Annotated in this window: 4 protein-coding genes; 2 read left to right on the forward strand and 2 right to left on the reverse strand. The window is 72.4% G+C overall.

Annotation, left to right across the window (positions count from 1 at the left end):
• Nucleotides 1–27: 27 nt before the first annotated feature.
• The gene (locus GXP76_RS34900) at nucleotides 28–387 is read left to right on the forward strand and encodes an SCO4225 family membrane protein (RefSeq protein WP_242575629.1); all 360 of its coding nucleotides are present in this window, start codon (nucleotides 28–30) and stop codon (nucleotides 385–387) included.
• Between the two features lie 54 nt (nucleotides 388–441).
• Here the strand turns inward: GXP76_RS34900 and GXP76_RS34905 are convergent, their stop codons facing one another.
• Entirely contained in the window at nucleotides 442–1302 is an 861-nt protein-coding gene (locus tag GXP76_RS34905) for a helix-turn-helix transcriptional regulator (RefSeq protein ID WP_242575630.1), read from the reverse strand.
• A gap of 127 nt (nucleotides 1303–1429) precedes the next feature.
• Here GXP76_RS34905 and GXP76_RS34910 point away from each other — a divergent pair, with 127 nt between their 5' ends.
• Nucleotides 1430–2425 carry an aldo/keto reductase gene (locus tag GXP76_RS34910; RefSeq protein WP_242575631.1) on the forward strand — a complete coding sequence of 332 codons (996 nt, stop codon included), beginning with the start codon at nucleotides 1430–1432 and terminating at the stop codon, nucleotides 2423–2425.
• Nucleotides 2426–2497: 72 nt separating this feature from the next.
• On the opposite strand, the gene GXP76_RS34915 is transcribed toward GXP76_RS34910, so the two are convergent.
• On the reverse strand, nucleotides 2498–3052 hold a 555-nt coding region (locus GXP76_RS34915), incomplete at its 5' end, for a fasciclin domain-containing protein (protein ID WP_242575632.1).

Genomic DNA, 3052 nt, shown 5'->3' on the forward strand with positions numbered 1-3052 from the left:
GTATCACCGAAAAGGACCACCGACCTCATGACCACCACACACCGGGAGACCACCACCGTGACCGACACCGCATCGTCCCACCGGGCCCTGCGCGTCCTGCGCCGGACGCTCAGCAGCGTCTTCGCCCGCGTCTACCTCGTGGCGGTCGTGCTGATGTGCGTCTGGGCCGTCGTGGTGACCCTGGGCGACAACCCCGACGCGTCCTTCGCCGGAGTGGTGCCGGTGGTGGCCACCCTGCCCGTCAGCCTGCTCGTGGTCCTGCCGCCCGACCACTGGTCCATGCTCTTCCTCCCCATCGCCCTCGGGGCCCTGGTCAACGCCGTCGTCATCGGCTGGTGCGCCCGCGCCCTGAGCCGGCCCCGCCCGGGTTCGGGGCCGTCGTCCTGACGTACCCGCCCGGTCCGGTACGTCCGCCGGCCCGGCTTGCGCGGCCCCGCCGCCTCACCGGGCCGGCGTACCCGTCGCCCCCGTGGGGAAGTCCTGGACGCCGAGCACGCGCAGCAGGTCCAGCCGCTCGCGGGTCTCGACGTCCGCCGGGGTGAGCACCAGCAGTTGCTGGCCCTGGTCGGGGGTGACCAGCGTTTCGCAGTCCATCAGCAGCCGGCCCACCCGCGGGTGCAGCAGGGTCTTGCGGTCCGCGCGCCGGACCGCCACCTCGTGCGCGGCCCAGAACCGGCGGAAATCGGCGCTCACCGCCTGGAGCCGTTCGACGAGCCCGGTGACCGCCGGATCGCCGGACCTGCGCCCGACGGTCGCGCGGAGGTCCGCCACGATCTGCCGGGTCCGCTCCTCCCGGTCCTCTTCCGGGGCGGCGGCGCGGGCCTCGGGGTCGGTGAACCACCGGTACACGAGATAGCGCCGGTCACCGGTGAAGCGGGTGGGGTCGCCGTTCAGCAGGAAGGCCGTCCGGTTCTGGGCCAGGACCTCACCGAGGTCGGACAGCACCAGGGCGGGGGTGTCGCCGAGCAGATCGAGCATGCGCACCAGACCGGCGCGGGCCAGCCGCGCCACCCCGTCGGCGGGCGGCGGCCGATGCCCGGCCAGATGGAACAGATGGGCGCGCTCGTCCTCCGAAAGGCGCAGCGCCCGGGCCAGCGCGCCGAGCAACTGGGCCGAGGGCTGACTGCTGCGGCCCTGCTCAAGGCGTACGACGTAGTCCACCGACATCCCGGCCAGCATGGCCACCTCCTCGCGACGCAGACCGGTGGTACGGCGCCGGGGGCCGTCGGGGAGGCCGACGTCGGCGGGGCGGACGGCCTCGCGCCGGGAGCGCAGGAAGTCGGCGAGCTGCTCACGTTCCATGGGCTCCATGGTCTCTCGTGGCGCACGAACCAGCCAGGGAGCGGCTCTCCCATGATGAACGCTCCGCTCCCGTACCCGGCGCCGGGGGCGCAGGGTGGAAGGAGATCGACGACGAAGGAGAGACGTGATGCAGACGCGAACCCTGGGCAGCACCGGACCCGCAGTCTCCGCGCTGGGCCTCGGCGCCATGGGCATGTCCGGCGCCTACGGCGACGCCGACCGCGCCGAGAGTGTCGCCACGGTGCACGCCGCGCTGGAGGCCGGAGTCACGCTGATCGACACGGGCGACTTCTACGCGATGGGCCACAACGAACTGCTGCTCGCCGAGGCCCTGCGCGGCCGGGACCGGGACAGCTACCTGCTGAGCGTCAAGTTCGGCATGCTGCGCGGACCCGGCCCGGACTTCGGCGGGCACGACTGCCGTCCCGAGGCGGTCAAGAACTTCCTGGCCTACTCACTGACCCGGCTGGGCACCGACCACATCGACATCTACCGTCCCGCCCGGCTGGACCCGGCGGTACCGATCGAGGAGACCGTCGGCGCGATCAAGGAGATGATCGACGCCGGGTACGTACGGCACCTCGGCCTCTCGGAGGTCGACGCCGCGACCGTCCGCCGCGCGCACGCCGTGCACCCGGTCGCCGACCTCCAGATCGAGTACTCGCTGATCTCCCGCGCGGTCGAGGCGGAGGTCCTGCCCACCCTGCGGGAGCTGGGCATCGGCCTGACCGCGTACGGCGTACTCAGCCGCGGTCTCATCTCCGGCCACTGGACCGCCGGGCACACCGCGGGCCCCGGCGACATGCGCGCCGTCAGCCCGCGTTTCGCCGCCGGGAACGTGGAACACAATCTCGCCTTCGTGGAGGCCCTGCGCCGGATCGCCGGGGACAAGGGGTGCACCGTCGCCCAGCTGGCCATCGCCTGGGTGGCCGCGCGGGGCGACGACATCGTGCCGTTGGTCGGCGCCCGCACCCGGGAGCGGCTGGCCGAGGCGCTGCCCGCGACGGAGCTGGCCCTCACCGCGGCAGACCTCGCCGCGATCGAGAAGGCGGTCCCTCCGGGCACGGCGCGCGGCGACCGGTACCCGTCGGCGTTCATGTCGGGCCTCGGCGTGGGGAACTGAGCCCTGACGCGCACCCGGCCCCGCCCTCCTTCGTTGCGGGGAGGGCGGGGCCGGGCCGGCCGTGACGGGTGCCTACTTCGGCATCAGGACCGTGTCGATGAGGTTGACCGTGGCGTTGGACGTCGTGATGCCGCCGCACACGATGTTCGCCGTGTCGTTGACCTTGAACGTCGAGCCCGAGCCCGACGTCGACAGCGTGCTGCCCTCCAGCGTGTTGAACGTGCCGTTCGACAGCTGCGACTTGGTGATCTTCTGGCCGACCACGTGATAGGTCAGGACCTTGGTCAGCTGCGCCTTGTCCGCGAGCAGCGCGTCGAGATCCGCCTTCGGGATCTTCTCGAACGCGGCGTTGGTCGGTGCGAACACCGTGATGTTCTTCGCGTTGTTGAGCGTGTCCACCAGTCCGGCCTGCCGCAACGCCGCTGTCAGCGCGGACAGTTGGGGATTCTGGGACGCGGCGGTCGCCACGGGCTGGGAGGCCATGGCCGCGGCGCTGCCCGCTCCGCTCTGGGGCAGGGACGAGCATGCGGGTCCGAACGGATCCGTCGAGGTGGTGCTCGCGAAGGCCTGGGGTGCCAGGACTCCCATGGACACGGGCAGGACCACGGCGGCACAGGCCGCCACCGC

The organism is Streptomyces sp. NP-1717 (assembly GCF_022695985.1).
Taxonomy (GTDB): domain Bacteria; phylum Actinomycetota; class Actinomycetes; order Streptomycetales; family Streptomycetaceae; genus Streptomyces.